Source organism: Mannheimia bovis (assembly GCF_014541205.1).
In the GTDB taxonomy this organism is placed as follows: Bacteria; Pseudomonadota; Gammaproteobacteria; order Enterobacterales; family Pasteurellaceae; genus Mannheimia; species Mannheimia bovis.
This window is the reverse complement of sequence record NZ_CP061280.1, coordinates 1,899,428-1,925,528: the sequence shown is the minus strand read 5'-3', so window position 1 is coordinate 1,925,528 and position 26,101 is coordinate 1,899,428. Positions and strand designations below refer to the sequence as shown.

The following is a 26,101-nucleotide window of genomic DNA, read 5'->3' as shown; positions in this document are numbered from 1 at the left end:
CTTAGTTTACGAAAAGGATAAAAAATGCAATTTATTGGAAAAATAATTGGCTTTATTTTAGGTTATCAAATCTTTCACGGTCTATTTGGTGGGCTATTAGGGGCATTTATTGGGCATTTGGCAGATAAAAAACTTTATGCTTTGGGGTCTGTACGTTCTAGTATTTTTGGTAAAAATCTTACTCGTCAGTCGCTTTTCACTCAAACTACCTTTGCAGTTTTAGGGCATATTGCGAAAGCAAAAGGACGTGTAACTGAAGCGGATATTGAATTAGCCCGTGCATTAATGGCTCGTCTAAAATTAGACAGTGCGGCTCAGCAATTAGCTCAAGAGGCTTTCACATTAGGTAAAGAGCCTAATTTTCCATTGCGTCAAGTTATTCAAGAGTTTCGTGAAGCCTGTGGTGCAAGAACCGATCTACTGCGTTTCTTTGTTGAAGTACAAATGCAAGCGGCATTACAAGATGGCGAATTAGATACAAACGAGCAACAGATTCTCTTTACCATTGCAGAAACAATGGGAATGTCTCGTTTCCAATTTGAGCAAATGATTGCAATGATTATGGCTGCTCAACAATTCCGTACAGGTGGCTATTACCAACAAGGTGGAAGCTATCATCAGCAATCGCAAGGTGGCTACAGTTCTCAGGGCGGTGGATATTATCAACAACCGGCACAACCGAGTATTGATGCGGCTTATACCGTGTTAGGTGTAACGGCACAAGACGATCAAAATACAGTGAAGCGAGCTTACCGCAAGCTAATGAACGAACATCACCCTGATAAATTAGCAGCAAAAGGCTTACCTGATGAAATGATGGAATTAGCGAAAGAAAAAGCTCAACAAATTCAATCCGCCTATGATCTCATCTGTAAAGTAAAAGGATGGAAATAATGGATTCACGTTCGCATATCATTCCACTGTTTTTAGCGATAGTCATTACTGTAATTGCTGTTTGGTCTGGTTTTAATCCAACAGATAGAGCGGTGTGGTATGCGGAAGTTGCCCCCATTTTTGTCGTATTTGGCTTGCTGATTATCACTTACCCAAAATTTCAGTTTAGCAGCTTAGCTTATTTTCTAATGTCGCTTTGGCTGATTATGCACTTAATTGGTGCAAAATATACTTTCGCTAATGTACCTTTTGATTGGGTAAACCAATTTCTTACCCCATTCTTAGGAGAAGATCGCAACCATTTTGACCGTGTGGCACACTATATTATCGGTTTTTATAGCTACCCAATGGCAGAATGGCTATTGCGTAAACGTAAATGTACCTTTGGCATTGCCCTCTTTTTCTCGTTATTTTTTATAATGTCGGTGGCGGCAGCCTATGAAATTATTGAGTGGCAATATGCTGTGATAGAAGGTGGCAATGCAGGTATTGAATTTTTAGGCTCGCAAGGCGATATTTGGGATGCACAAAAAGATATGTTAGCCGATACCTTAGGAGCGATTACTGCACTGATAATTTATGTGATTGTCCGCCCTGATTTGCGTATTCACGATAGATATTTTTAACGTTCAAGCGGTTGAATTTACGCATTTTTTGCAAAATGTTTATAAAATTTAACCGCTTGCCATTTTATTTTAACTAATGAACTCAATTCCAAAAGTTATTCTTGCCCCAATGCAAGGGGTGTTAGATCCCTTCGTTCGTAACCTTTTAACCTCTGTGAATGAATACGATCTCTGTATTTCCGAATTTGTGCGGGTGGTGGATCAAAAATTACCGAAAAAAGCTTTTTACCGCTTAGCACCGGAGCTTTATCAAGGTGGATTAACAGATTCCGGCACACCTGTTCGAGTACAAATTTTAGGTCAGCACCCTGAATGGTTGGCGGAAAATGCAGCGTTAGTGATTGAACTTGGCTCGCACGGGGTAGATCTGAACTGTGGTTGCCCATCTAAAACGGTAAATGGTAGTAATGGAGGGGCATCGCTACTTAAAGATCCTGATTTAATTTACCGAGCGACAAAAGCAATGCGGGAAGCTGTGCCAAATGAACAGATTGTGTCTGTAAAAGTGCGTTTGGGCTGGGATTCTGCCGAGCAATGCTTTGAAATTGCCGATGCTGTTCAGCAAGGTGGAGCGAATGAAATAACCGTACACGGGAGAACAAAATCGGATGGCTATCGTGCCGAACGTATTAACTGGCAGGCGATTGGTGAGATTCAAAAGCGTTTAACTATTCCTGTTATTGCCAATGGCGAAATTTGGGATTTTGAATCTGCAAAAAATTGCCAAGAAATGACCGCTTGCAATACTTTGATGATTGGCAGAGGGGCATTAAATACGCCAAATTTAAGCAAGGTAGTGAAATATAATCAGCCGAAAATGGCGTGGAAGGACGTTTTGCAACTGTTGTTTAAGTATGTACAGATGGAAAATCAGTTTGACACAGGTTTTTACCACGTTGCCCGTATTAAGCAATGGCTACGTTATTTGGATAAAGAATATCCACAAGCAGTAGAATTATTTGATATTTTGAAAACTGAACACGGCTATGATGGTCTAAAAGCACATATTGAAAAGGCGGTGGGTTAAATGAGTAAACAAATTTTTAATGAAGAAGATCTAAAAACAACCGCGTATTTTGAGCCTAAACAAGAGTTTGATCTCGAAAATGCGATTATTGAGGAAGAAGCTAAAGCTGTTGAGGCAGAACTGATTATTGAAGAAAGCCTAAAACCTTCTCGCTTTTGGGTTCGAGTGTTGCTTGCAACGCTTGCCTTGTTTGGCGTGGCGGTGATTGCTCAAAGTATTCAATGGCTAATTGATACTTTCCAACAAAAAGAGTGGATCTATTTTGCTTTCTCGATTGTCTTTTTTATTATTAGCTTGTTCGGTGTGGGCGTGATTGTTTCTGAATGGCGTAAATTGGTTTATCTGCGTAATCATCAGAAAAATCAACAAGTCAGTCAGCAGCTTTTATTGGAACAACTTCCCTCTAACGATGGTGAGCAAGCGGTCAAATTTTGTGAAGATATTGCAAATAATCTCAATCATTTACCAACTATCGCCCAAGCCGAGCAACGTTGGAAAAGCCAGCTTAATGAGGCTTACAATGCCAAAGAGGTGCTATATCTTTTCAGCGAAAATGTACTCAAGCCGATTGATAAACAAGTTAAGCAGATGATTTCCCGTAATGCGGCAGAAAATGCGGTTATTGTGGCTGTCAGCCCACTTGCTGTCGTTGATGTATTACTAATGGCAGCAAGAAATATTGCCTTAGTGAATAAAATTACCAAAGCCTATGGAATGGAATTGGGCTATATCAGCCGCTTAAAACTGTTCAAAATGGTGTTAAAAAATATGGTGTTTGCCGGAGCAACCGAAATTGCCACTGATGTGGGAATGGATTTCTTCTCACAAAACCTCACAGCAAAGCTCTCTCTCCGTGCCGCACAAGGCATTGGTGTGGGCTTACTCACTGCACGACTAGGAATTAAAGCAATGGAGTTTTGCCGCCCTGTCGCTTTCCAAGCCAATGAGCGACCAAAAATTTCAGCTATTCGCCAAGAGTTATTAACATCGGTTAAAAATACGGTATTTGCCAAAACAGACATTAAAGAAAAAGTGTTTTCTGATTAGCAATATTTAAACGGGATTTGATTTGTAGGGACAGGCACATTAAGCTGCCCCTACCATATTAAGAGAGGTGTTCTGTATTATTAAACTCTGAGACCGTTACTTTGCCATTATCCACCTCTACTTTAGTAATTGCAGTGTTGATAATGAAACTATGCTTTTCTTCATTACGAAAATCTTGCCACGCAATGCCTTTTAACACAGCGGTAAGCAGAGTTAAGGTCATTCCGTGTGAAACAATCAACACCTTACCATCATTTTGATGAAGTTGAGCAATTTGATTAAACGCTTGGGTAGCACGTTGATAAAGTTGCTCGAAACGCTCGCCACCGTTTGTTTTAGCGAGATATTCAGCCGGCGTGCGTTTCATTACCCAATATTCTTCATTCTCTTGTAAATCAAGGGATTTCATTCCCTCCCAACTACCGAAATCAAATTCGTTCAGCCCTTTGTGGTGGAAATGAGGGATATTACTCAATTTATTTTCCGCTAAAATGTAGTTTGCGGTATCTTGAGCCCGTTTTTGCATACTGGAATAGGCTGCGGTAAAAGGCACATCTTTTAATGTAACTCCTGTTTTCTTTGCCCCGATAATGCCTTCTTCCACAAGGGCTGAATCGCCGGAGCCTTGTAATCTGCCTTCAATATTCCAAACGGTTCTGCCGTGTCGAACTAAATAAATGGTAACAGCCATCGTAATTCCTTGCTAAAATAGTCAAAAATAAACGAGATTATAGCAAAATGACCTTAACATTGCCTATTTGTTATCAGCACCCTGATTTTATTATCATCAACAAGCCTGATGGTGTAAGCGTACATAAAGACGAAGCGGAAATTGGCTTAACGGAAATGGTTGCCCGCCAACTGAATATTGAGCAAGTTTGGCTGGTACATCGTCTTGATAAAATCACCTCCGGTTTGCTGATTTTAGCCTTAAATAAAGAGACAGCCGCGAAGTTCTATCATCTGTTTGAACAACATAAAATTCAGAAAACCTATTGGGCGTTGAGCGATAAAAAACCGAAGAAAAAGCAGGGGAAAATTGTGGGCGATATGGAAAAAAGCCGTAACGGGGCTTGGAAATTATGCCACAGTAAAGAGAACCCGGCGGTAACACAATTTAACTCTAATTCGCTTGAGCCATCACTTCGCCATTTTATTTTGCAACCGAAAACAGGTAAAACCCATCAACTAAGAGTGGCAATGAAAAGTTTAGGTAGCCCGATTTTAGGCGATAAACTTTATTCAGGCACAGAGGCGGATAGGGTTTATTTACACGCCTACCAGCTTGAATTTGAATACGAAAACGAACATATCTGTGTTCAAGCAGAGCCTACAAGCGGTCATTTTTGGCAAAAAATTTGCTAATTTATGTTACTAAAAAGAAACGGAGAACAGTATGAAACTTTGGTACTCAACAACAAGCCCTTTTGCTCGCAAAGTCCTTGCGGTTATTAAACATCACCAGCTTGATGACAAAGTGGAAATGTTGCGGGTAACTGCCGCAATGGATCCAAACTCACCACACAACCAAGACAATCCGCTAGGGCGTATTCCGGCTTTACAACGTAATTGCGGACGCTGGCTATTCGGCAGTTTGCTCATCAGCGAGTATCTTGACCAAAAAGGCAATAATACGCCTTTACTGCCAAAAGAGGGCAAGCCACGCTGGGCGGTATTAGCCTTGCATAATTTGGCAGACGGTATAATGGAAAACACAATGCACACCATTATCCAAGAAAAAATGGCACGCCCCGAAAATGAATGGTGGGTAAGTCGCCACGAACAATTAATGGAAAGAAATATCCGCACTTTCCAACACTTAGAAGAAGCCATACAAGAATTCGGTACGGAGCTTAATTTAGGCACATTAACCGCAGTTGCATTAATTGACTGGTGGGCGTTCCGCTTAGAAAAAATCGACTATGATCTTGCAAAAAATCACCCAAATTTAACCGCTTGGGCAGAAGGAATGAATAATAAATATACCATTTTGGCGGAAACGAAGCCGAGAGTGTAGAGATTTTAATTGAATAGAAAAGGCATTGAGGGTGTGGCTCAATGCCTTTTTGTTTAGCTAATTTACCTAAATTTAGGTGGGTATAAATATAGCATGTTGTGCAAGAAAACAATTGTAAAATCCAAAAAGTTTTAATCACGACTTTAAGGATATTTTATGAAAAAATATGCCCTACTTATTATGTTGCCAGCTATAGCTACGGCAGAAGTTAATTATTCTTCGACATTTATTAAATGTAGAAGTAATGAATCTAATAACGTAGATCTGGCAAATTGCATTTCTGAGGAAACTAAACGTCAGGAGAAGCGTTTAAATAAAGTTTATAATCAGTATCTGAAAACCCTTTCCCCTAATCATTCCAAAGCATTTAAAGAAGCTCAAAGAGCTTGGATTAAATATAAAGACTTAAGTGTGAAAGCCGCAGCTATGGAATATGAAGGTGGATCTTTGGCTGGAATTTCATCAAGCTATAAATATATGGATATGACCATTGAGAAAGCTGATGAAATTGAAAAATTATTAAAGGAAGCTAATTCAAGATAATTCTATTTGTCCGTGTGCTGGGTTAGTCTACCTAACCCAGTTATAATGTAAAAGGGAAAACATTAGTCTGCCAACATTCCCTCTAACTCCTCCTGAGCCTCTAACCACTGCATTTCAATCTCTTCCACTTGCTTTTTAGTCTCAACTTGTTGAGCAAGAGTTTCGGTGAGTTTGGCTTTATTTTCTGCCTCGTAGAGCTGGCTATCGCCAAGCATTTCTTCTAGCTTATTCAGTTTTTCAGAGGCTTTTTCCAATTCTTTTTCCAACTGCGTGATTTTTTTACGCAGCGGGGCGGTTTGTTGGCGGAGTTCGGCTTCTAAACGCTTTTGCTCTTTGCGGTTTGCCGCACTGTTTTCATTGGCTGTCGGCTCACAAGCGGTTGCATTTTCCGAATTTTTTGCAAGTACCGATTTAGGCTCATTTGCTAAGGCATTTTGCTCATTCAACCATTTTTGATAATCGTCTAAATCGCCTTTAAATTCTTCTACTTTATGATTATGAACCAAATAGAATTCATTTACCGTGCTGCGGAGTAAATGACGGTCGTGCGAAACCACTACCAGCGATCCTTCATAATACGTCAGAGCATCAACAAGAGCTTGTCGCATTTCTAAATCTAAATGGTTGGTCGGTTCGTCCAATAGCAGAAGATTAGGGCGTTGCCACACAATTAAGGCAAGAACTAAACGGGCTTTTTCACCGCCCGAAAAGGATTGTACCGCTTGCACGACTTTATCGCCTTTGAAATCAAAGCCGCCCAAGTAGTTACGCAATTCTTGCTCAGTTTTTTCCGGTGCGATTTTCTGCAAATGCCAAAGTGGGCTTTCATCAAAACGCAAGGTATCCACTTGGTGTTGGGCGAAATAGCCAAGCTGAACGCCTTTTGCCAGTTGTACATCACCATTTTGGGGAAGAATTACGCCTGCCAGTAATTTAATCAGCGTGGATTTACCCGCTCCATTTCTGCCAAGCAAACCAATTCGAGAGCCGGGCACTAAATTCAATTTCACCGATTCCAGCACGGTTTTATCTGCGTAACCTGCACTCACTTTTTCCATCATCAGCAATGGGCTTGGTAAGGCAAGTGGTGGGCGGAATTCAAATTCAAACGGGGAATCTGCGTACGCAGGGGCGATAAGTTCCATTTTCTCCAATGCTTTAATACGGCTTTGAGCCTGTTTGGCTTTGGTCGCTTTGGCTTTGAAACGGTCAATAAAGCTCTGCAAATGAGCAACTTTTCGTTGTTGTTGCTGATAAGCGGCATTTTGTTGTGCGATTTTAGTTGCTCGCTGAATTTCAAACGAGGTGTAATTGCCTGTGTATTCATTGAGTTTTTGATGTTCGATATGAATGACACGGTCAATAATCGGATCAAGAAAATCACGGTCGTGGGAAATCAGTAATAACGTACCACGATAGTTAGTGAGCCAGCGTTCGAGCCAAATCACGGCATCTAAATCTAAGTGGTTGGTTGGTTCATCGAGTAGCAATAAATCGGAACGGCAAATCAACGCTTGAGCGAGATTTAAACGCATACGCCAACCGCCCGAGAAAGATTTCACAGGCAGTTGTAATTGCTCGGTGCTAAAGCCTAAGCCGTTGAGCAAGGTAGAAGCTCTGGCTTGAATTGTCCACGCATCAATGGTGTCGAGATGGGAGTGGATAGTCGCAATGCGATTGCCGTCATTTTTTGCATTCGCTTCATCAAGCTCTGCTATTAATTTTGTGTATTCTCTATCACCTTGAATCACATAATCAAGAGCGGAAATATCTAATGCAGGTGTTTCTTGATTTACCCACGAAATCGCCCAATTTTTTGGGAGTGAAACATCGCCTCCCTCAGGCTGTAATTCACTTTTGAGTAAGGCAAAAAGCGAGGATTTTCCACACCCGTTTTTACCGACTAAGCCTACTTTCTGCCCTGTATGAATGGTTGCAGAGCTATTATCAATCAGGACAGAATGCCCTCGTTTTAAAATTAAATCTGTAAAAAATATCATTACAAGCGGTCTGTTTTGTTAAAAATTTTGCGTATTTTAGCATAGTAAATTTCAATGCAATGAAGATTGTTTGAGATTTAAATTAAGTTTAATTCAATATGCGGTGTTGAATTAAACTGAGTTTTATATAAAACGGATAAAAAATATTCATATTACTATCAAATATTTAACATAGTGTTTACCTATTAAACTATTCAGCCATTCTGTAAGCGGTCGTTTTATGTTAGAATTTTTCTAAATTCAAAATAACAGGGAGAGAAAATGTTTGATTCATTAGCGGTACAATTTGTGGTTTTGTGGGCAGTTATTGACCCGGTTGGCTCTGTTCCTGTTTATTTGGCGAAAACGATTGGTTTGCCGATTGAAGCACGCCGTAAAATTGCATTGAATGCAGTGCTGATTGCGGGAGGCATTTTAATTTTCTTCCTCATTGGTGGGCAGATTCTATTAGAGTCTATGCAAATTCCGCTACCAGCTTTCCAAGCAGCAGGTGGTTTGGTACTTTTATTATTTGCTTTAACGATGATTTTTGGCGAAAGCAAGCCGGAGCAAGAAATCAGAATGAGCAGTAATCTAAATGAGTTAGCGGTTTATCCCTTGGCTGTTCCTTCTATTGCTTCTCCGGGTGCGATGATGGCAATTGTTCTATTAACCGATAATCACCGCTTTAGCATTAGCGATCAATTTATTACTGCCAGTATTATGGTGTTGGTTTTAGCAATTACTTATTTATTATTGTTAGCCGCAAATAGAATTCAGCATTTAATTGGTAATGCAGGGGCGGCAATTATTAGCCGTGTAATGGGGCTAATTTTAGCGGCAATTGCAGTGAATAATTTGCTTATTGGTGTGCGTGATTTCTTCGTGCAAGTTAGCTGATTTTTGAATAGGAATGGAATAAATTTATGGCTCTTTTACCTCTTGCAGAAGCATTAGAGAATATGCTTTCTCGTTTGCCTGCTCCAACAATGATTGAATATTTACCATTAAATGAATGTGCAAACCGAGTGTTGGCGGAAGATATTTCCTCGCCTATTAATGTACCGAATTTTGATAATTCAGCAATGGACGGTTATGCAGTACGCATTGCAGATTTAGAGCAAAATTTAACCTTAAAGGTAGCAGGAAAAGCCTTTGCAGGTAATCCGTTTAGTGGCGAACTCCAAGCCGGCGAATGCGTGCGTATTATGACGGGAGCGTTAGTACCAAAGGGCGTTGATGCCATTGTAATGCAAGAGGAAACCGCCTTAAATGCAGATGGTTCTGTAACCTTTAACAATATTCCAAAATTAGGCAGTAATATTCGTCGCATTGGGGAAGATATTCAACAAGGTGCATTGGTATTGAAAAAAGGCTCGCTATTGAATGTAGCGAGTTTGCCATTGTTAGCTTCACTCGGCATTGCCTCAGTGCCTGTTTTTGCAAAATTAAAAGTGGCAGTTCTTTCTACAGGTGATGAATTAACGTCGGTTGGAGAGCCTTTGAGTGAAGGGAAAATTTACGATACCAACCGTTTTGCAGTACGTTTAATGTTGGAAAAACTCAACTGCGAGATTTTAGATTACGGTATTTTGCCTGATGATGAAGCCTTATTTGAACAAACTTTTATTGAGGCACAAGAAAAAGCTGATGTAGTGATTACGAGTGGCGGAGTGTCTGTTGGCGAGGCAGATTTTACTAAAACAGTATTGGAGAAATTAGGCGAAATCGGTTTCTGGAAAATTGCAATGAAACCGGGCAAACCTTTCGCATTTGGTAAATTAGAAAATGCGTGGTTCTTTGGCTTACCGGGAAACCCTGTTTCCGCATTAGTAACCTTCTACCAATTAGTGCAACCGGCTTTAGCGAAATTATCGGGGTTATCGGCAGATAAAATTGCAAATCTTACGCAAAATTTAACCGCTTGTAGTGCTGAAAAATTGAAAAAAGCAGTTGGTCGTCAAGACTTCCAACGTGGCTATTACTACGCTAATCAGCAAGGCGGGCTGGAAGTTAGACCGATTGGCTCACAAGGTTCACATATTTTTAGTGCTTTTAATGAAAGTAACTGTTTTATCGTGCTTGAAGCAGAGCGTGGCAATGTAGAGGTTGGAGAAAAGGTAACTATTCAGCCGTTTAATTCGTTACTCGGCTAGTTGAGAGAAGATATGGAACTGACTGATCACGAAACCCTTCGTTATAACCGCCAAATTATTCTCAAAAGTGTCGATTTTGACGGGCAGGAAAAATTAAAATCGAGCCGTATTTTAATTGTTGGTTTGGGCGGCTTAGGTTGTGCGGCTTCGCAATATCTTGCTTCAGCCGGGGTAGGGCATCTCACTTTGGTTGATTTTGATACAGTTTCACTTTCTAATTTGCAACGTCAAATTTTGCATACCGATGAAGCCATTGGACTGCCTAAAGTTGAATCGGCAAAGGCTCGGCTCTCTGCGATTAATCCGAATATTCAGATTGAAGCGATTAACCAAAAATGTAGCGATGAACAGTGGGCAGAACTCATCGCTAACACAGATTTAGTGCTAGATTGTACTGATAATGTTACTGTTCGTAATCAACTGAATTTTCAATGTTTTAAACAAAAACGACCGCTTGTATCAGGCTCGGCAATTCGCTTTGAAGGGCAAATTAGTGTATTTACTTATCAAGAAAATGAGCCTTGCTACCAATGTTTGAGTAGTTTATTTGGCGATGGTACATTAAGCTGTGTAGAAGCAGGGGTAATTGCCCCGATTGTTGGTGTGATCGGTAGTTTTCAAGCATTGGAAGCGATAAAAACTCTGTTGAATATCGGCAAAACATTATCAGGAAAATTACTGATGATTGATGGTTTACATTTTTCAGTACGAGAAATGGCACTGCCTAAGCAAAAAAACTGCTCTGTTTGTACCTCCAATTAAGTATTTTAAACGCTAGGAGCGTAAATAAATGTAAATAATGAACGAAGGTTCATTATTTTATTTGACTGCTAAAACGTTTTAGCCTATCATTCTCTCCGTTAATTCCTCCTTAGTTCAGTCGGTAGAACGGTGGACTGTTAATCCATATGTCGCAGGTTCGAGTCCCGCAGGAGGAGCCAAAGATTTTTATTTTCTTTTGTTCTTGTTTTATTTGTCTCCTTTTATAAAACAGTAATTCAAACCTCCAGAATTAGAACAAAAGTTTTGCTCCACTCACTTATTTGAGTGGAGCTTTTTTCTTTTAGGCTTTTAAAGCTCATCAAAATATTCATTTCCCCACGTTTCTTCTGCCAATTTCAGTAAATTTGCAAAATCTTGGAAAGAAGGCACCGCTTGTTCTTCTTCAAGTTTAACTTGAGCGGTAATCAGCTTTTGTCTAAGTGTTTCATACCATTGCAGTAGTGATAATGAGAGAGGTGATCTTGCCCTTTTACCCAGCCAATAAAGCCCTTGAAAGGGAATAGAAATTGCAAAAATAGCGGTAATAACAGAATTAGCTAAAACAGATTGTGTCGGATCGGTAAAAAAGTATTGCCATACTAAAGCAAAGCACGCAAAAGCGGGCATTACTTTAGAAGAAAATTTAACAAGGCGGATAATATGATAATCAGGCATAAAATTCGCCAGTTTTTTCTGATTAGGCAGGGTGTTGAGGTAACGTTGCCCTGCTTCAAATAGGCTTAACATAGTTTTTCTCTTTTAATCTTTTCGTTTATTGTAGCTAACTTACTAAAATCTACAATAGGTTAATGCAGTTTGGGCTAACACTTGCTATACTTTACAAAAAAATGTTTATAACGTATTTGAAGGATATTTTATGCCAATTAAATTTGTGGATTTATTACAGCAAAGTTGGAATTTTATGCGTAATCAGCAATCTTTTACGCTGTTTGCAATAGTAACTATCGTAGTTGTGCAGCTGGCATTTATTTTATTATTGCCGGCTTCACCGGAAATGGCAGCAGAACCGCAGCCACAACAAATTCAAATTGATAGCTCAAAATTATTAGCTATTTTAATGCCAACTGTTTTATTAGGAATTGCCAATCTATTTCTGACTGTATTGATGATTTTAAACATTCAATCTATTAATAATGGCAATTATCAGCACTTTTTCCAAAATGCAGGTGGAGCATTAAAGCATTTTTTACCTGTTTTAATGTTGCAATTTATTATGGTACTTCCCCTTTCATTAGGGGCTTCTTTTGCAATGGCATCGCCTGAAACTGTGATTATTGCTTTGCCTATGCTAGTGGCTGGTTTTTATTTTTTCATTAAATTATCGCTTGTAATTTACGCTTATTTATTAGAAAAACCACAGAAAACATTATCAGAAAGTATTAAATTTACTTTCCAATTATCACGTGGAAAAATGCTACCGTTAATTTTATTTTGTGTGATTTCTTATTTATTGCCGGGAATACTATCTCGATTACTTACTGTTTTTGGTAATGATTTTGTAGGTTCATTAATTACCGTTATTTTTAGTGCAATCATTAATGTATTTATGGCAATTTTTAGCTTCCGTTTTTACCAAGTTTATCGTCAAATGCCGGCGAATTAATGGAGATTAAATGAAACAGTTACTTGAATTTATTCCGCTGATTCTATTTTTTGTCGTCTATAAAATGGACGGTATTCAAATGGCATCTATTGTGTTAGTGGTAGCAACGATTGCACAGATGATCGCCTTAAAAGTGCTTTACGGCAAAATTGAAAAGCAACAACTTATTATGGGCGGAGCAGTGGTCTTTTTTGGTTTACTCAGTGCTTATTTTAATGAATTGAAATATCTACAATGGAAAGTTACCATCGTTTATTCGCTTTTTGCTATTGTGTTATTAGTGAGCCAGTTTGTGTTTAAAGCTCCGCTAATTAAAAAATTACTCGGTAAGGAAATTAATTTGCCAGATCAAGTATGGAATAAAATCAACTTCGGTTGGGCTATTTTCTTTATTATTTGTATGTTGCTTAATATTTATATTAGCCAATATTTATCCGAAGATATCTGGGTTGATTTTAAATCTTTCGGTATTATCGGTTTAACATTGGTTGCAACAGTTATAACGGGTTTTGTACTTTATCCTTACCTAAAAGAGGCTGAAAAACAGGAAAAACAAGATGAAAAATAAACCTTACGAAAAAGATCCTGAAGGGAAACTGATTTTAAGAACGCTTGCAATGCCATCAGACACCAATGCTAATGGCGATATTTTTGGTGGTTGGATTATGTCGCAAATGGACTTAGGCGGTGCAATTTTAGCAAAAGAACTTGCTAAAGGCAGAGTAGTTACAGTAACCGTTGATAAAATGATTTTCCATCGCCCTATTTCTGTTGGCGATGTGGTTTGTTGTTATGGCAAACTGATGCACATTGGTCGTTCTTCGATGCAAGTGAAAGTTGAAGTGTTTATCAAGCAGGTTTATGAAGGCACGCGTGAACGTTTTCTGGTAACTGAAGCGTTATTTACCTATGTTGCTACTGATAAAGAAGGCAGACCTCGTGCTGTGCCAAGAGAGAATAATCCGGAATTATATGAGGCTTTATCATTAATTACCCAAACTACCGAACAAGGAGAATAGTATGTATTATGTGATTTTTGCACAAGATAATCCAAACACGTTGGAAAAACGTTTAGAAGTACGCCCTGCACATTTAGCTCGTTTAGAAAAATTGCAAGCTGAAGATCGTTTATTAATTGCCGGTCCTAACCCAACGGAAGATGGTACAGGCGTAACAGGTTCAACTGTTATTGCAGAATTTAACTCTCTTGAAGAGGCTCAACAATGGGCAAGCCAAGACCCTTATGTTGATGCCGGTGTATATGGCGATGTGATCGTTAAGCCGTTTAAGAGAGTGTTTTAACAAGCGGTTGAATTTTACAAATTTTTTGCAAATTTGTAGGGGCGGGTCCTGTGCCCGCCCGAATATCATCTAATGGTTTACGGATAGGCACAGGACCTCTCCTTACGATGTTTATTCTATGCTTACCACTCTAATCTCCCAATCCCAACTTAATTTACCAGCTGATTTGCAAAATGCTGAGCAAATTCAACCGCTTGTTGTGGCGATGGCAATGTCTAATTTAGTCAAACAAACCTTGCAAAAACATCCTGATTTACTGGAGCAATGGGTTCATTTTCCGCCAACAGTAGAGGAGTGTGGTAATTATACTACTCGTTTAAATGAGCTTTTGGCAACGGTTGGAAATGAGGAGGAGCTAAACAGAGCATTGCGACAATTTCGCCATCGTGAATTAGCTCAATTGAGCTTTTTGCAATCAAACAAACTCGCTACGGTTGAATTTGTATTTCAACGCTTATCAGACTTAGCAGAAAGTCTGATTTTAGCTGCAAGAGATTGGTTATTTAAAAAGTGTTGTGAAGAATACGGCACGCCAATGAATAGTTTGGGGGAAAAGCAAGAAATGCTGATTTTAGGAATGGGGAAACTTGGCGGAGAAGAGCTAAATTTTTCTTCTGATATTGATCTCATCTTTACTTACCCTGATGCCGGCGAAACAGAAGGCGGGCGTAAGCCGATTGAAAACAGCAAATTTTTTACCCGACTTGGTCAGCGTTTGATTAAAGCTCTTGATGATATTACTGCTGATGGTTTCGTGTATCGCACCGATATGCGGCTTCGTCCTTTTGGCGACAGTGGGGCATTGGTGCTGAGTTTTGCCGCAATGGAAGACTACTACCAAGAGCAAGGGCGTGATTGGGAGCGTTATGCGATGATCAAAGCCAAAATTTTGGGCGAAGAGAACCAAAACATCAATCATCGCTATTTAAAACAGATGCTACGCCCTTTTGTTTACCGCCGTTATTTAGATTTTTCGGCGATCCAATCGCTGCGTGAAATGAAGCAGAAAATCAGCCGTGAAGTAGTTCGCCGTAGCTTAACGGATAACATCAAACTCGGTGCCGGCGGTATTAGGGAAGTAGAATTTATTGTACAAACCTTCCAAATGATTCGTGGCGGGCGAGATAAAATTTTACAGGAACGTAGCCTGTTAAAAGTACTCCCTCGCTTGAGTGAGCTGAATTTATTAACGCAATCACAGGTAGAAAAACTGCATAACGCTTATATTTTTTATCGTCAAGTGGAGAATGTGCTGCAAGCGATTGATGATAAACAAACACAAACTTTGCCAACAGATTTAGAAGATCAAGCTCGACTTATTTTTGCTTGTCAGAGCTATTGGCAACAAGCCTTAAATAGCGAAGATAGCATTTTTATAGAACACCCATTTAGCGATTGGGCAGGATTTTTAGCCGTATTAAATGGCTACCAAAAAGAGGTTCGCCACATTTTTAATGAATTGATTGGTGAGGAAGAAAATGAAGACGAAGTCTCTCCATTAAATGAAAAATTAGCCGAATGGAAAGATATTCTAAACTATAACATCTCGTTAGAAGATTTATCCGCAATATTAAAAACTTATCCTCAAGTTATAGAAAAGGATTATGAGACGATTTTCCACCATTTTTCCACTACTTTCCAAGATTGGGTAAAACGCCCGATTGGAGTAAGAGGGAGGGAAGTGCTTCGCAATTTAATGCCAAAACTGGCAGATAGCATTTTTGAGCGTGAAGATTATTTACTGCTTTTACCTCGTTTGCTCAATATTATAGATAAAATCACCACCCGCACAACTTATCTGGAATTGCTGGTAGAGCGGGAACAGATTTTGCCACAGTTATTAACACTCTGTAGCAAATCGGTAATGCTTGCCGAGCAAATCGCTCGCTACCCAATGTTGCTTGATGAATTAATAAGATATAACGGTTTAACCGAAGTGCTAGAGCTTGAACAGTATCAATCTGCCTTGCAGGATTATTTAATTCGCATTCCGGAAGAAGATGAAGAAGGTTTGATTGATGGCTTACGTCAGTTTAAACAAACGCAGATTTTACGTATTGCCGCAGCCGATATTTTAGGTGTGCTGCCTGTTATGAAGATCAGCGATCACCTTACTTATTTAGCAGAAGCCATTATCAATGCGGTAGTGAATATGGCGTGGAAGCAAGTTAGCCAACGTTTCGGCACACCTGAGTATTTAGAAGCTAGTGAAAAAGGCTTTGCGGTTATTGGTTATGGTAAATTGGGCGGGATTGAACTTGGTTATAATTCAGACCTTGATCTGGTTTTCTTGCATAATGCTCCGGAAGATAGCCAAACGGTTGGCGGAAAAAAGGAAATTTCAAGTCATCAATTTTATTTAAAACTTGCCCAAAAAATTAATTCGATTTTTAATCTTAACACCAGTGCCGGCGTGTTATATGAAGTGGATATGCGACTTCGCCCATCAGGCGAAGCAGGGCTTTTAGTGAGCACCTTTAATGCTTATGAACACTACCAAAAAAATGAGGCTTGGACGTGGGAAAGTCAAGCCCTCGTGCGGGCAAGATGTGTATTTGGGGTGGAGCCTTTAAAGAAAGAGTTTGAACGTATTCGCCAATCTACATTGGCATTGCCTCGTACAAGCGGTCAATTACGCCAAGAAATTTGCGAAATGCGAGAGAAAATGTATCAGCATCTTAGTTCCCATTCGCAAGACAAATTCCATATCAAAACTGATAAGGGCGGTATTACCGATATTGAATTTATTGCTCAATATTTGGTGCTGGCGTACAGTAATGAAAATCCACAAATGGCGGTATGGTCTGATAATGTGCGGATTTTCGACAGTGCGGTTGAATGCGGTATTTTAAGTTTACAAGAGAGTGAACAACTTAAACATTGCTACACCTCACTTCGCAATAAAATTCACCATTTAAACTTACTTCGCAAAGAAAGTGTGGTTGAGGCAACGGAATTTGTAAAAGAGAGAGAGTTTGTGAGAAAAATGTGGCAATCACTATTAAACTAAAGGGTAAAATTTTTCCAAAAAACAACCGCTTGTTAGGCTATAATAGCCGTTAAAGAGGAGAATATATATGGAATATCAATTTACACATAGTATTCACGGTATTGTGGCAAAATGTTCAATGGATCACGAGGCATTTGCCCGTTGGTTGAATACTGAAATTACAGGTAATCCGAAAGAACTGGAAACTATTTTTGCTGAAATTGAAAAGTGCAGAGCCGCTTTTCCAAATCATTATGAATGCGTATTTGAAGGACGTGAATATAGTATTTATTTTGATTATGATGAAGTAATGGCAAAAGCAAATAACTTAGATGCAGCTTTTGACGAAGAAGAAATAGAAGAAGGTTTTCAATTCTATAATGAAGAGAGCATTGCGTTTTGTGGCTTAGATGATTTTGAAAAATTCCTCAAAGCCTATCAGCATTTTATGCAAACTTACCATTAATTGAAATCAATGCTATTAAGGCAAGGCAATTCCTTGTAGAATAGTGGTTTATTAAAAATTTTAGATTAAAGAATTATGAGCCGTACGAAAAAAACACGCCGCATTACTGATATTATGCCGGCAAGAAAAACAGATAAACCAAAGCAACCGACACCCAAATTAGGTGGCGGTAAAAATCGTAAATTAACCCGCTATGAGCTAGATGCGTTAGCCCGTGAGGAAAAGCGTAAACGTAAACATAAAGGTTTACCGACAGGTTCTCGCAATGCAGATCCGGCAGAGCAGAAAAAAGCGGTTGAGAAAGAAGTAAAAGATCCACGTATCGGCAGCCGTAAAAAAGTGCCGTTAATGGTGGAATTTGTTAATCAACCTGAAAAAGGGCGTACGATTAAGCCTGTGCCGGTTGAGGCAGTAAAACCAACGCTTTCGCCTGAACAAGAGTTAGAACAATTAGAAAATAATGAATGCTTAAATCAGTTATTAGATGATTTAGAAGCAGGTAAAACATTATCAATTGAAGATCAGAAATTTATGAATGAGTGCTTAGATCGCATTGATGAATTAATGACGGAACTTGGCATCGAATTTGAAGATGAAGACGGCGATAACGGTGATGCGTTATTACGCCAATTTGAAACAATGGATATTAATAAATTCCGCTAACAGATAGTCAAAATGGATAGCAAATTATGATGCTAAAAATGTTCCTGATTGTACTTGCGACACTTATTCTGATTTCAATGGCTGGTTATGCAATCCACTTAATGCTTAAAGTCCGTTTACAAAAAAGACGTGAGCAAGAGTTAATTGAAGAGGCTAAACAATCACAAAAAGCACGTTATCTTCGTATTTTAGAAAGTATTGATGTGATTACCAGAGCAATGATTTCTGAACAATGTGATTTCTCTGAGGGCGTTTTGCGTTTAAAGCCACTGCTAGATGTATTAGGCAAAAAATTAAGCCATTACAATGCGATGTGGGCGTTATATGAAGTGGTCGAAAATATGCCGATTTTAGATGAACGCAAAAATTTGAAACGCAATGAACGAATGAAACTCGATTTAGAACGCGAAGCAAAAGAAGTTGAGCTTGAGGCAGAAATTAAAGCCGAGTGTGAGCAATTATTAAAAGATATTGAAGAAATGAGAAAGGCAATCTAATGTCAGAAATTATTTGGGATTTAGCCCTTATTCAAAAATATAACCATTCAGGTCCTCGTTACACTTCTTACCCAACGGCATTAGAGTTTAACGAAAATTATACTAATGATGATTTTATTGCAGCGGCTGCTCGTTATCCTGAGCGTCCGCTTTCGCTTTATGTACATATTCCGTTTTGTCATAAACTGTGCTATTTCTGTGGCTGTAATAAAGTGATTACCCGCCATCGCCATAAAGTTGAAATATATTTAGATTATTTAGAGCGTGAAATTAAAACCCGAGCACCGCTATTTACAAATCGCTTGGTTACCCAAATTCACTGGGGCGGTGGTACTCCAACTTATTTAGATGAAGATCAATCTGCACGTTTGATGCAAATGTTGCGTACTCATTTTGAAATTAGCGAAGATGCTGAAATCAGTATTGAGATGGATCCGCGTGAAATTGAACTAGATATGTTAGATCACCTAAAAGCTATCGGTTTTAACCGAATTAGTATGGGGATTCAAGATTTCGACAAAGAAGTGCAACGCTTAGTAAACCGTGAGCAAGATGAAGAGTTTATTTTTGCGTTAATGAAGCGTGCAAAAGAACTTGGCTTTGTTTCAACCAATGTAGACTTAATTTACGGCTTACCGAAACAAAATGTTGAGAGCTTTATGTACACGTTACAACGTGTGGTAGAATTAAATCCGGATCGTATGAGTGTGTTTAACTACGCACACTTGCCAAGTCGTTTTGCAGCACAGGTTAAAATCAAAGAAGAGCTACTGCCAGCACCGGAAACAAAGCTTACGATCTTACAAAAATCGATCGAATTCTTAGGCGAAAACGGTTATAAATTTATCGGTATGGATCACTTTGCCAAACCTGATGATGAACTTGCGGTTGCTCAAGAAAAAGGAATTTTGCACCGTAACTTTCAAGGCTATACAACACAAGAAGAGTGCGATTTGTTAGGTATGGGCGTTTCAGCAATCAGCTTACTGGGCGATACTTACGCTCAAAATCGCAAAGAGTTACAGCAATATTATGCTGATGTGGAAGAAAGTGGCATTGCTTTACATAAAGGTATTGCACTTACCCAAGATGACTGTATTCGCCGTGATGTGATTAAAGCCCTGATTTGCAACTTCAAGCTCGATTTTGCAACTATTGAAAAGCAATACGGTATTGATTTTAAAGCCTATTTTGCTGAAGATCTGACTTTATTAGAGCCGTTAGCGGAAGATGAATTATTAACGATTAACGATGATGGCATTGTGGTGCTACCTCGTGGGCGTTTGTTAATCCGTAATATTTGCTTATGTTTTGATGTGTATTCAAGACAATTAGCGAGAAGACAGCAGTTTTCCCGTATTATCTAGTAGAACAAGCGGTTATTTTTTTAAGATTTTTTGCAAAATATAAAATAATCGAATTTGCAAAAAAACGCTCAAATGCAACCACTTGTTCCCAATTCAGAAAGGAAAAATAATGAAACAGCGTTATAGCTTACTTTCTCTTGCTGTGATGGCAGCTTGTTATAGCAATTATGCAGTCGCTGATCTAAAGCAGCAATGCTTACTTGGTGTACCTCAATTTCAAGGTGAGGTAGTTGAGGGCGATCAGCTCAGAATGCCTGTTACCATTGAATCAGACAGTGCGGTGATTAATCAGCCTCGTGATGCAACTTACACGGGCGATGTGAGTATTAAACAAGGCAATCGTTTAATTTTGGCGGATCAGGTTCGAGTGGAGCAAGAGGGCGAAAATGCCCGAATGGCATATTTGCAAGGCAACTTTAACTATCAAGACAATTTGATTCAAGCTACAGGGGCTGATGCTACTATTAATCTTCTTTCCAAAGATGCTAACTTAAGTAATGCAAACTACCAATTAGTCGGCAGACAAGGACGAGGTACAGCAGAGTATGGTGAGTTTGGCGATAGTAAACGTACACTAAAAAATGCCAGCTTCACTTCTTGTTTACCTGATGATAATTCTTGGAAAATTGAAGCCAATGAGATGATTCAGCACGTTGATGAAGAATACGCTGAAATGTGGCACGCTCGTTTTAAAGTGCTGGGAATGCCTGTTTTCTATTCACCTTACCTGCAATTCCCAATTGGTGACCGTCGCCGTACAGGTTTGCTTATTCCAAGTTTTGAGCGTTCAAGCAAAAATGGCTGGACTTATTCTCAACCATTTTATTGGAATATCGCACCAAATATGGACGTAACCATTACGCCGACTTACTATTCACGCCGAGGTTGGCAAATTAGCCCGGAGTTTCGTTATTTAACTATAATTGGGCAAGGCTTGGTGGCGACCGAATATATGGCAAAAGATCGTCTCACAGAATATCAACCGGAAAATGATGATCGTAAACGTTATTTGCTCCATTGGCGACACGCAATGAGCTTCTTAACGAATTGGCGTTTTTCGGTGGATTACACCAAAGTGAGCGATAGACGTTATTTCTCTGATTTTTATTCAAACTACGGTAATAGCACGGACGGCTACGCAACACAAAATTTTAGATTAGGTTACTATCAGCCGAATTACAATATTTCGATTTCAGGTAAAAAATTCCAAACCTTCGATGAATTGGATATTGGACCTTATCGTGTACTCCCACAAATTGACTTTAATTACTACAAAAACGATTTAATTAAAGGTGGCGATTTCAAATTCTTCGCTCAAGCCACTCGTTTTGAAAATGATAGTAAACTAATGCCAAAAGCGTGGCGTTTCCACGCTGAGCCAACGTTAAACTTCCCACTGGCAAACCGCTACGGTAGTTTAAATTTGGAAACGAAGCTGTATGCAACTCACTATCAACAAACTAAGGGGAGTGAAAGCACAGAAGAGATTAAGAAAAGTGTAAGCCGAGTATTGCCTCAAATTAAGTTAGATTTCAAAACGGTTTTAGCATCAGATAAACAATTATTCTCCGGTTTTAATCAAACGATTGAGCCGAGATTGCAATATATTTATCGTCCATATAAAAATCAAAGCGATATTGGCTCTAAACGCCAGAAAAGCGTAAGTTTGGGTTATGATTCAGCACTATTGCAAAATGATTACTTCTCACTATTTAACGACCGCCGTTATAGTGGTTTAGACCGAATTTCATCTGCAAATTTAATCACAGCCGGTGGAACAACCCACTTCTTTAATAATGAAACGGGAGAAGAAGTATTCAACTTTAGTTTAGGTCAAACCTATTATTTAAGCCCATCAAAAATTGATGATACGTCGGAGAATAGCACCGCTAAACGTTCTTCTTCATGGGCTGCGGAATCTAACTGGAAATTCCACAAAAAATGGAACTGGCACGGTAGTTATCAATATGACACTCGCTTAAATCAAACTTCTTTGGCGAATATGTCATTACAATATAAACCACAATCAGACAAACTGATTCAGCTTAACTATCGTTATGCAAGTAAAGATTACATCAATCAAAACCTAAATACGAATAGATATGGTCAATCTATCAAGCAAATTGGCGGAGTATTAGGTTGGGAAGTAACTGATAAAGTCTCGGTAATGACCAGTTATTATCACGATCTTGCCTTGAAGAAACCGGTTGAAGGGCAGCTTTCCCTGAATTACAACACCTGTTGTTGGGCTGCGAATGTCTATGTTGCACGAAAATTAGTTCCAACTCCAATAGGCTCTTCTGACACTATAAGTGATATTTACTACGATAATAAATTCGGGATTAATTTTGAATTGCGTTTTGGCACAAGCTACAGCAACGGATTATCAAGAATGCTAAAACGGGGTATTATATCCTATACTGAGCCTTATGGTATCAATTAAGTATTTTTAAGTAAAAAAGCGAGAACACAATGATGTTCTCGCTTCTTAGTTTGTTTTCTGAAGTGCTAAACAATCTCACTCGGCACGAAGAAATAAGCAATTTCACGTTTTGCCGATTCTTCCGAATCAGAACCGTGAACGGAATTTTCACGGTAGCTTAATGCAAATTTATCACGGATTGTGCCTTTTTCACGTTTTGTTGGATCAGTTGCCCCCATTAACGCTCGGTAGTGCTGAACGGCATTTTCGCCTTCTAATACGGCAACCACAATCGGCTCGCTCGTCATAAATTCTACTAACGGCTCAAAAAATTCTTTGCCTTGATGTTCAGCGTAGAACCCACCAGCTTGTTCTGCGGTTAAATGCAACATTTTCAGTGCTTTGACTTTTAGTCCACCTTTTTCAATTTCAGCCAATACTTGCCCTATTAAATTACGACGTGTGGCATCCGGTTTAATGATAGAAAGAGTTTGTTGAAGCATATAATTCTCCTATTTTACCTGCATACCCGGTTGTACACCGCTGTCTGCATCTAACAAGAATAAATTCGCACCGCCTGTGCCGGCTGATAAAATCATTCCCTCAGATAAGCCAAACGACATTTTACGAGGGGCGAGGTTTGCAATCACGATCACAAAACGTCCGATTAACTCTTCCGGGTTTGGATAAGCGGCTTTAATGCCTGAGAACACTTGGCGTTTGTGGTCGCCTAAGTCTAGTTCGAAACGCAATATTTTATCTGATTTTGGTACGGCTTCGCAGTGTAAAACTTTGGCTGCACGTAAATCTAATTTTGCAAAATCATCAATCGTGATTTCAGCAGCAATCGGTTCGATTGCAGAATTTTCTGTGTTTTCCACCGCTTGTTTTCCTTTTTTCTCGTCTGTTTTAGCCGGTTCTTTATTTGGCTCTTGGTTTGCTTGGGCAAATAACGCTTTGGTTTCTTCAATCACCGCATCAATTTGTCTTTTCTCAAGGCGTGAGAATAATGCTTTGAATGGGGCAAGAGTATGACCTAATAATGGGGTAGTAATATTATCCCAAGTTAATGTTGTCTGTAAAAACGCCTCTGAACGTGCCGCTAATTGTGGGAGAACAGGTTTTAAGTAGCTCATCAAAATACGGAATAACTCAATGCCCATTGAGCAAACGGCTTGCAACTCCGCATCACGCCCTTCTTCTTTAGCGATGACCCAAGGGGCTTTATCATCAATATATTTGTTTGCTTTATCGGTCAATTCCATAATCACACGAATTGCCTTGTTAAATTCACGGCTTTCGTAGTAATTGGCAATGGTTTCCGCCTGTGCGATGAAATCATTGAATAGGGCTTCATCGTCCAATTTATCCGCTAATTTGCCCTCAAAACGTTTAGCGATAAAGCCGGCGTTACGAGAGGCAAGGTTCACTAATTTATTGACGATATCGCTATTTACACGTTGTACGAAATCATCAAGGCTGAAGTCTAAATCTTCAATGCGGTCGTTTAATTTCGCCGCATAGTAGTAACGTAAACATTCAGGGTCGATATGTTTTAAATAGGTGCTGGCTTGAATGAATGTGCCACGAGATTTCGACATCTTCGCCCCGTCCACGGTCACATAACCGTGAGCAAATACGTTAGTCGGTTTGCGGTAGCCGCTGCCTTCTAACATCGCCGGCCAGAATAGACTGTGGAAGTAAACGATATCTTTACCGATAAAGTGATAAAGTTCGGTTTGAGAATCTTTTTGCCAAAATTCATCGAAGTTAATGCCTTGGCGGTCGCATAAATTTTTAAACGATGCCATATAGCCGATAGGGGCATCGAGCCACACATAGAAGAATTTGCCCGGTGCATCGGGAATTTCAAAGCCGAAATAAGGGGCATCACGGCTGATATCCCATTGCTGCAAGCCGCTTTCAAACCACTCTTGCATTTTGTTGGCGATTTCAGATTGCAATGAGCCGGAGCGAGTCCACTCTTTTAACATCCCTTCAAAACTCGGTAAATCGAAGAAGAAATGCTCAGATTCTTTCACGACAGGCGTTGAGCCGGAAACTGCCGAGCGTGGATTAATTAAATCCATCGGGCTATAAGTTGAGGCACATACTTCGCAGTTATCGCCATACTGATCTTCCGCTTTACATTTCGGGCAAGTACCTTTCACGAAACGGTCCGGCAAGAACATATTTTTTTCAGGGTCGAAAAGTTGAGAAATCACTTTGCTTTTAATAAAACCGTTCGCACGTAATTTTTTATAGATTTCGCTAGTGATTTCACGGTTTTCTTCGCTGTGAGTTGAATGGTAGTTATCAAAGCTGATGTTAAAACCTTCAAAATCGGCAATATGATCGGCTTTGGCTTTAGCGATTAATTCTTCCGGCGTAATGCCTAGTTTATTGGCGTTAAGCATAATGGGTGTGCCGTGGGCATCATCAGCACACACAAAATGCACCTCGTTGCCACGCATACGTTGAAAACGCACCCAAATATCCGCTTGAATATGCTCAAGCATATGACCTAAATGAATTGCACCGTTGGCGTAAGGCAAGGCACAAGTAACAAGCATTTTTCGTTTTTGGTTAGCCATTCTTTTTCTCGTTAATTTTCTGTAAAAATTTGCGGCATATTTTAGCCCAAAACCGTGAAATTTACTAGCTCGCTTGAATTTATTAGGGCTTTACGCCAACAAGCGGTAGAATAATCATTAAATTTTGCACATTTATTGGGGATAACCAATGCGACAGGTTCAGCTTTATCGCTACCGTTTGCCGATTCAAACAGGCGTGGTATTACGCAAACAGACTTTAACCGAGCGGGAAGGCTTCATCGTCAAACTCCAGCAAAACGAGCAAATCGGCTGGGGGGAAATTGCACCATTGCCGACTTTTAGTGAAGAGTCGCTAGAACAAGCAGAGCAGCAAACCAAAGCGTGGTTGAAAGCGTGGCAAATCGGGCAAGAAAACGACTTAGATTTACTTTTTCCCTCCGTTGCCTTTGGGCTAAGTTGTGCTTTGGCGGAATTAAATGGCGAATTGGGCAAGCAGGGGAATTATCAATCTGCCGTTTTATGCTATGGCGATTTAGATAAAATGTATCAAACTTTCGGCACGGCACAATTGCAACAGCTGGGGAAACTCAAAATTGGTCAAGATCCTGAAAACGAGGGCGAACAGGCAAATTTATTGCTGAACACTTTCCCGAATTTACAGCTTAGGCTTGATGCTAACCGCCTGTGGAGCTTGGAACAAGCGGTCAAATTTGCCGAAAAAATTGCAAATGAAAATAAGCCCAGAATTCAGTTTATTGAAGAACCCTGCCAAACACCGGAACTTTCCCGACAATTTGCCGAGCAATCCGGCATTGCGATTGCGTGGGACGAAACCGTTCGAGAGCCGAATTTCTTGGTAAAAAAAGAGCCAAATATGACCGCTATCGTGCTAAAACCTACCTTGATCGGCTCTATTCAACAATGCACAAAGCTAATTGAGCAAGCCCATCAGTTGGGGATAATGGCAGTGATTAGCTCAAGCCTTGAAAGCAGTTTAGGGCTAACCCAACTGGCAAGGCTTGCTCAACAATACACGCCTGATAGCACACCGGGGTTAGATACGCTAAATTTAATGCAGGTACAATTATTGCGAGCGTGGCAAGGTTCACCTCTACCGCTTGTGGACGAACAGAGCCAATTTGTGCAAGAAGTTGTGCTATAATTG

The 26,101-nt window shown here is 39.6% G+C and carries 26 protein-coding genes and 1 tRNA gene; 22 read left to right on the top strand and 5 right to left on the bottom strand.

The features are described 5' to 3' along the window. The first annotated feature begins 24 nt into the window (after positions 1 to 24). The 4 genes from djlA (at position 25) to ICJ55_RS09470 (ending at position 3,594) form a co-directional block, all read left to right on the top strand. Complete coding sequence (gene djlA / locus ICJ55_RS09485; RefSeq protein ID WP_188156581.1) at positions 25 to 894, top strand: co-chaperone DjlA; 870 nt, start codon at positions 25 to 27, stop codon at positions 892 to 894. Further along, complete coding sequence (locus ICJ55_RS09480) at positions 894 to 1,520, top strand: DUF2238 domain-containing protein (RefSeq protein WP_188156580.1); 627 nt, start codon at positions 894 to 896, stop codon at positions 1,518 to 1,520. Before djlA ends, ICJ55_RS09480 begins: the two co-directional genes overlap by 1 nt. 76 nt (positions 1,521 to 1,596) lie before the next feature. Next, positions 1,597 to 2,547, top strand: a complete 951-nt coding sequence (gene dusC, locus ICJ55_RS09475) for a tRNA dihydrouridine(16) synthase DusC (RefSeq protein ID WP_188156579.1) — start codon at positions 1,597 to 1,599, stop codon at positions 2,545 to 2,547. Continuing rightward, on the top strand, positions 2,548 to 3,594 hold the full coding sequence (locus ICJ55_RS09470) for a YcjF family protein (RefSeq protein WP_188156578.1): 1,047 nt from the start codon (positions 2,548 to 2,550) through the stop codon (positions 3,592 to 3,594). Positions 3,595 to 3,652: 58 nt separating this feature from the next. Here the strand turns inward: ICJ55_RS09470 and ICJ55_RS09465 are convergent, their stop codons facing one another. Next, positions 3,653 to 4,285, bottom strand: coding sequence for a histidine phosphatase family protein (locus ICJ55_RS09465; RefSeq protein WP_188156577.1), 633 nt, complete (start codon positions 4,283 to 4,285; stop codon positions 3,653 to 3,655). Positions 4,286 to 4,332: 47 nt separating this feature from the next. Between ICJ55_RS09465 and ICJ55_RS09460 the strand changes: the two genes are divergently transcribed. From ICJ55_RS09460 to ICJ55_RS09450, 3 genes are all read left to right on the top strand, one after another. Next, positions 4,333 to 4,959 carry a TIGR01621 family pseudouridine synthase gene (locus ICJ55_RS09460; RefSeq protein ID WP_188156576.1) on the top strand — a complete coding sequence of 209 codons (627 nt, stop codon included), beginning with the start codon at positions 4,333 to 4,335 and terminating at the stop codon, positions 4,957 to 4,959. Positions 4,960 to 4,990: 31 nt separating this feature from the next. Continuing rightward, a complete protein-coding gene (locus ICJ55_RS09455) occupies positions 4,991 to 5,611 on the top strand; it encodes a glutathione S-transferase (protein ID WP_188156575.1) in 621 nt (206 codons plus the stop codon). A 156-nt stretch (positions 5,612 to 5,767) separates the two neighbouring features. Beyond that, positions 5,768 to 6,154, top strand: a complete 387-nt coding sequence (locus ICJ55_RS09450; protein WP_188156574.1) for a lysozyme inhibitor LprI family protein — start codon at positions 5,768 to 5,770, stop codon at positions 6,152 to 6,154. A 62-nt stretch (positions 6,155 to 6,216) separates the two neighbouring features. On the opposite strand, the gene ICJ55_RS09445 is transcribed toward ICJ55_RS09450, so the two are convergent. Further along, on the bottom strand, positions 6,217 to 8,154 hold the full coding sequence (locus ICJ55_RS09445) for an ABC transporter ATP-binding protein (RefSeq protein ID WP_188156573.1): 1,938 nt from the start codon (positions 8,152 to 8,154) through the stop codon (positions 6,217 to 6,219). Positions 8,155 to 8,415: 261 nt separating this feature from the next. On the opposite strand from ICJ55_RS09445, the gene ICJ55_RS09440 reads away from it, so the two are divergent. The 4 genes from ICJ55_RS09440 (at position 8,416) to ICJ55_RS09425 (ending at position 11,230) form a co-directional block, all read left to right on the top strand. After that, on the top strand, positions 8,416 to 9,033 hold the full coding sequence (locus ICJ55_RS09440; protein WP_188156572.1) for a MarC family protein: 618 nt from the start codon (positions 8,416 to 8,418) through the stop codon (positions 9,031 to 9,033). A gap of 26 nt (positions 9,034 to 9,059) precedes the next feature. Continuing rightward, positions 9,060 to 10,289 (top strand): molybdopterin molybdotransferase MoeA, encoded by a 1,230-nt coding sequence (gene moeA, locus ICJ55_RS09435; protein ID WP_188156571.1) that lies wholly within the window; start codon positions 9,060 to 9,062, stop codon positions 10,287 to 10,289. A 12-nt stretch (positions 10,290 to 10,301) separates the two neighbouring features. Beyond that, positions 10,302 to 11,051, top strand: a complete 750-nt coding sequence (moeB, locus tag ICJ55_RS09430; RefSeq protein ID WP_188156570.1) for a molybdopterin-synthase adenylyltransferase MoeB — start codon at positions 10,302 to 10,304, stop codon at positions 11,049 to 11,051. Positions 11,052 to 11,154: 103 nt separating this feature from the next. Continuing rightward, positions 11,155 to 11,230: transfer RNA gene (locus tag ICJ55_RS09425), tRNA-Asn, on the top strand. A 130-nt stretch (positions 11,231 to 11,360) separates the two neighbouring features. Here ICJ55_RS09425 and yfbV read toward each other — a convergent pair. After that, positions 11,361 to 11,798: a terminus macrodomain insulation protein YfbV gene (gene yfbV, locus ICJ55_RS09420; protein WP_188156569.1), complete on the bottom strand. Its 438-nt coding sequence runs from the start codon at positions 11,796 to 11,798 to the stop codon at positions 11,361 to 11,363. Between the two features lie 130 nt (positions 11,799 to 11,928). Between yfbV and ICJ55_RS09415 the strand changes: the two genes are divergently transcribed. From ICJ55_RS09415 to lptD, 10 genes are all read left to right on the top strand, one after another. Then, positions 11,929 to 12,675 (top strand): ABC transporter permease, encoded by a 747-nt coding sequence (locus ICJ55_RS09415; RefSeq protein WP_188156568.1) that lies wholly within the window; start codon positions 11,929 to 11,931, stop codon positions 12,673 to 12,675. Between the two features lie 10 nt (positions 12,676 to 12,685). Then, positions 12,686 to 13,243, top strand: a complete 558-nt coding sequence (locus ICJ55_RS09410; RefSeq protein WP_188156567.1) for a septation protein A — start codon at positions 12,686 to 12,688, stop codon at positions 13,241 to 13,243. Further along, positions 13,233 to 13,694 (top strand): acyl-CoA thioester hydrolase YciA, encoded by a 462-nt coding sequence (gene yciA / locus ICJ55_RS09405; RefSeq protein ID WP_188156566.1) that lies wholly within the window; start codon positions 13,233 to 13,235, stop codon positions 13,692 to 13,694. The genes ICJ55_RS09410 and yciA overlap by 11 nt, the downstream gene beginning before the upstream one ends. Before the next feature lies 1 nt (position 13,695). Further along, a complete protein-coding gene (locus tag ICJ55_RS09400; RefSeq protein WP_188156565.1) occupies positions 13,696 to 13,977 on the top strand; it encodes a YciI family protein in 282 nt (93 codons plus the stop codon). 118 nt (positions 13,978 to 14,095) lie between these two features. Next, complete coding sequence (gene glnE / locus ICJ55_RS09395; RefSeq protein WP_188156564.1) at positions 14,096 to 16,987, top strand: bifunctional [glutamate--ammonia ligase]-adenylyl-L-tyrosine phosphorylase/[glutamate--ammonia-ligase] adenylyltransferase; 2,892 nt, start codon at positions 14,096 to 14,098, stop codon at positions 16,985 to 16,987. A gap of 67 nt (positions 16,988 to 17,054) precedes the next feature. Then, the gene (locus ICJ55_RS09390; RefSeq protein WP_188156563.1) at positions 17,055 to 17,432 is read left to right on the top strand and encodes a YacL family protein; all 378 of its coding nucleotides are present in this window, start codon (positions 17,055 to 17,057) and stop codon (positions 17,430 to 17,432) included. A gap of 75 nt (positions 17,433 to 17,507) precedes the next feature. Continuing rightward, the gene (gene yihI / locus ICJ55_RS09385) at positions 17,508 to 18,095 is read left to right on the top strand and encodes a Der GTPase-activating protein YihI (RefSeq protein ID WP_188156562.1); all 588 of its coding nucleotides are present in this window, start codon (positions 17,508 to 17,510) and stop codon (positions 18,093 to 18,095) included. A 29-nt stretch (positions 18,096 to 18,124) separates the two neighbouring features. After that, complete coding sequence (locus ICJ55_RS09380; protein ID WP_188157727.1) at positions 18,125 to 18,592, top strand: DUF2489 domain-containing protein; 468 nt, start codon at positions 18,125 to 18,127, stop codon at positions 18,590 to 18,592. Next, positions 18,592 to 19,959: an oxygen-independent coproporphyrinogen III oxidase gene (gene hemN, locus ICJ55_RS09375; RefSeq protein ID WP_025236312.1), complete on the top strand. Its 1,368-nt coding sequence runs from the start codon at positions 18,592 to 18,594 to the stop codon at positions 19,957 to 19,959. The genes ICJ55_RS09380 and hemN overlap by 1 nt, the downstream gene beginning before the upstream one ends. 109 nt (positions 19,960 to 20,068) lie before the next feature. After that, complete coding sequence (lptD, locus tag ICJ55_RS09370; protein WP_188156561.1) at positions 20,069 to 22,402, top strand: LPS assembly protein LptD; 2,334 nt, start codon at positions 20,069 to 20,071, stop codon at positions 22,400 to 22,402. A gap of 65 nt (positions 22,403 to 22,467) precedes the next feature. Here lptD and ndk read toward each other — a convergent pair whose 3' ends face one another. Beyond that, the gene (gene ndk, locus ICJ55_RS09365) at positions 22,468 to 22,884 is read right to left on the bottom strand and encodes a nucleoside-diphosphate kinase (RefSeq protein WP_188156560.1); all 417 of its coding nucleotides are present in this window, start codon (positions 22,882 to 22,884) and stop codon (positions 22,468 to 22,470) included. A gap of 9 nt (positions 22,885 to 22,893) precedes the next feature. Next, positions 22,894 to 24,975 carry a methionine--tRNA ligase gene (gene metG / locus ICJ55_RS09360; RefSeq protein WP_188156559.1) on the bottom strand — a complete coding sequence of 694 codons (2,082 nt, stop codon included), beginning with the start codon at positions 24,973 to 24,975 and terminating at the stop codon, positions 22,894 to 22,896. 148 nt (positions 24,976 to 25,123) lie between these two features. Here metG and menC point away from each other — a divergent pair, with 148 nt between their 5' ends. Next, a complete protein-coding gene (gene menC / locus ICJ55_RS09355; protein WP_188156558.1) occupies positions 25,124 to 26,098 on the top strand; it encodes an o-succinylbenzoate synthase in 975 nt (324 codons plus the stop codon). Positions 26,099 to 26,101: the final 3 nt, after the last annotated feature.

Excerpts from the sequence above, each read along its gene's own strand:
- metG (WP_188156559.1), bottom strand. The coding sequence starts at position 24,975 with ATGGCTAACCAAAAACGAAAAATGCTTGTTACTTGTGCCTTGCCTTAC.
- ICJ55_RS09445 (WP_188156573.1), bottom strand. The coding sequence starts at position 8,154 with ATGATATTTTTTACAGATTTAATTTTAAAACGAGGGCATTCTGTCCTG.
- yfbV (WP_188156569.1), bottom strand. The coding sequence starts at position 11,798 with ATGTTAAGCCTATTTGAAGCAGGGCAACGTTACCTCAACACCCTGCCT.
- djlA (WP_188156581.1), top strand. The coding sequence starts at position 25 with ATGCAATTTATTGGAAAAATAATTGGCTTTATTTTAGGTTATCAAATC.
- moeB (WP_188156570.1), top strand. The coding sequence starts at position 10,302 with ATGGAACTGACTGATCACGAAACCCTTCGTTATAACCGCCAAATTATT.
- ICJ55_RS09440 (WP_188156572.1), top strand. The coding sequence starts at position 8,416 with ATGTTTGATTCATTAGCGGTACAATTTGTGGTTTTGTGGGCAGTTATT.
- glnE (WP_188156564.1), top strand. The coding sequence starts at position 14,096 with ATGCTTACCACTCTAATCTCCCAATCCCAACTTAATTTACCAGCTGAT.
- ICJ55_RS09400 (WP_188156565.1), top strand. The coding sequence starts at position 13,696 with ATGTATTATGTGATTTTTGCACAAGATAATCCAAACACGTTGGAAAAA.
- ICJ55_RS09380 (WP_188157727.1), top strand. The coding sequence starts at position 18,125 with ATGCTAAAAATGTTCCTGATTGTACTTGCGACACTTATTCTGATTTCA.
- ndk (WP_188156560.1), bottom strand. The coding sequence starts at position 22,884 with ATGCTTCAACAAACTCTTTCTATCATTAAACCGGATGCCACACGTCGT.
- ICJ55_RS09390 (WP_188156563.1), top strand. The coding sequence starts at position 17,055 with ATGGAATATCAATTTACACATAGTATTCACGGTATTGTGGCAAAATGT.
- menC (WP_188156558.1), top strand. The coding sequence starts at position 25,124 with ATGCGACAGGTTCAGCTTTATCGCTACCGTTTGCCGATTCAAACAGGC.
- ICJ55_RS09450 (WP_188156574.1), top strand. The coding sequence starts at position 5,768 with ATGAAAAAATATGCCCTACTTATTATGTTGCCAGCTATAGCTACGGCA.
- ICJ55_RS09480 (WP_188156580.1), top strand. The coding sequence starts at position 894 with ATGGATTCACGTTCGCATATCATTCCACTGTTTTTAGCGATAGTCATT.
- moeA (WP_188156571.1), top strand. The coding sequence starts at position 9,060 with ATGGCTCTTTTACCTCTTGCAGAAGCATTAGAGAATATGCTTTCTCGT.
- ICJ55_RS09415 (WP_188156568.1), top strand. The coding sequence starts at position 11,929 with ATGCCAATTAAATTTGTGGATTTATTACAGCAAAGTTGGAATTTTATG.
- ICJ55_RS09470 (WP_188156578.1), top strand. The coding sequence starts at position 2,548 with ATGAGTAAACAAATTTTTAATGAAGAAGATCTAAAAACAACCGCGTAT.
- ICJ55_RS09455 (WP_188156575.1), top strand. The coding sequence starts at position 4,991 with ATGAAACTTTGGTACTCAACAACAAGCCCTTTTGCTCGCAAAGTCCTT.
- ICJ55_RS09460 (WP_188156576.1), top strand. The coding sequence starts at position 4,333 with ATGACCTTAACATTGCCTATTTGTTATCAGCACCCTGATTTTATTATC.
- lptD (WP_188156561.1), top strand. The coding sequence starts at position 20,069 with ATGAAACAGCGTTATAGCTTACTTTCTCTTGCTGTGATGGCAGCTTGT.
- yihI (WP_188156562.1), top strand. The coding sequence starts at position 17,508 with ATGAGCCGTACGAAAAAAACACGCCGCATTACTGATATTATGCCGGCA.
- ICJ55_RS09410 (WP_188156567.1), top strand. The coding sequence starts at position 12,686 with ATGAAACAGTTACTTGAATTTATTCCGCTGATTCTATTTTTTGTCGTC.
- dusC (WP_188156579.1), top strand. The coding sequence starts at position 1,597 with ATGAACTCAATTCCAAAAGTTATTCTTGCCCCAATGCAAGGGGTGTTA.
- yciA (WP_188156566.1), top strand. The coding sequence starts at position 13,233 with ATGAAAAATAAACCTTACGAAAAAGATCCTGAAGGGAAACTGATTTTA.
- ICJ55_RS09465 (WP_188156577.1), bottom strand. The coding sequence starts at position 4,285 with ATGGCTGTTACCATTTATTTAGTTCGACACGGCAGAACCGTTTGGAAT.
- hemN (WP_025236312.1), top strand. The coding sequence starts at position 18,592 with ATGTCAGAAATTATTTGGGATTTAGCCCTTATTCAAAAATATAACCAT.